2 protein-coding genes are annotated in these 942 nt (G+C 56.3%); one reads left to right on the top strand and one right to left on the bottom strand.

What is annotated here, in order from left to right; translation table 11 throughout:
- Nucleotides 1–133 precede the first annotated feature (133 nt).
- Nucleotides 134–373, top strand: a complete 240-nt coding sequence (locus tag E1J61_RS37260; protein WP_133098706.1) for a hypothetical protein — start codon at nucleotides 134–136, stop codon at nucleotides 371–373.
- 75 nt (nucleotides 374–448) lie between these two features.
- Here E1J61_RS37260 and E1J61_RS37775 read toward each other — a convergent pair.
- A partial coding sequence (locus E1J61_RS37775; RefSeq protein WP_165971651.1) for a hypothetical protein occupies nucleotides 449–942 on the bottom strand: 494 nt, incomplete at its 5' end.

The raw sequence follows: 942 nt of genomic DNA, 5'->3' as shown, positions 1-942 counted from the left end.
ATAGATGGGTGAAGCCAGACGTCGCGGTAGTCGCGATCAGCGTGTGCGGGTCGCTGTGTCATCGCAGCCCACTCCTGAATCCATAAGTGCCAGCATGGGGTTTCCGGAGTCATGCAAGTTCGTGGGATATGTCGTGCATCTTCCCGACAGCGACGAATTTGTCGTAAGTGCTAGTGAACCACAGCCCGGCGTCATGTTCTACGAGTACGCGGTCACCCCCGGCCTTGCCAAGGTATATCCGAATTTCCGCTCGGCCCTCAAGGTAGTTGACGGCATCCAGAAACATCGAACGGTCGTCGCCTACCTCTTTGATCACGGCACGCAGTGGCTGGTTGGCTTCCAGGGCGGGGAGGCCGAACGGCAAACAGCGTGAAAGAAAACGCCCCGGCGCCCGGACAATTGAAAGAATGATCCGCCTCAGTTATGTCACCCAAGTACGAGTGCGCGATCAAGGCGTTGTCCCGCGTTTCTGTAGGTTACGGAGTTGATTTCTTGTCGCCTCTTGTTCCGCATTCATCTGATCCCAAAAGCGGCGGTTGAAATCCAGTTGCTGATCAACAGCGTCCCGCGGATTCCGTTGAGCTGCGACGCATGGCACTTTTGCTCCGGGTGAGACGCGAACGGTTAGTTCCTGGCCGAGAGACTCAAAGGTGGCAATCCAAATGCTTAGCCGCTCGTCGGCAAGAATAAGCGCTGCAGCGGTGGTATTGGTCGCGAAGGGGAAAATCCGGCCCATTGTTCGAACACAAGACTGTCCGAGCTTGACGATCATTCCATCCGCACCATCGGCGCCTTCAACTTTCTCAAGCTTTCCCACACCCACAATGGTCTTGCCAAGCATCGCGGCGGCGTCACCATTCACAGATGCAAATTCCGCGGCATTTGCTGCGAGCGAGAGACCTACGCTAAAAGAGACCGCGAGAGAAAGTTGTACCGCCCGCT

Source organism: Cupriavidus sp. L7L (assembly GCF_004353535.1).
GTDB lineage: Bacteria > Pseudomonadota > Gammaproteobacteria > Burkholderiales > Burkholderiaceae > Cupriavidus > Cupriavidus oxalaticus_A.
The sequence above is the reverse complement of the archived record's forward strand: the minus strand, read 5'-3'. Positions and strand labels throughout refer to the sequence as shown.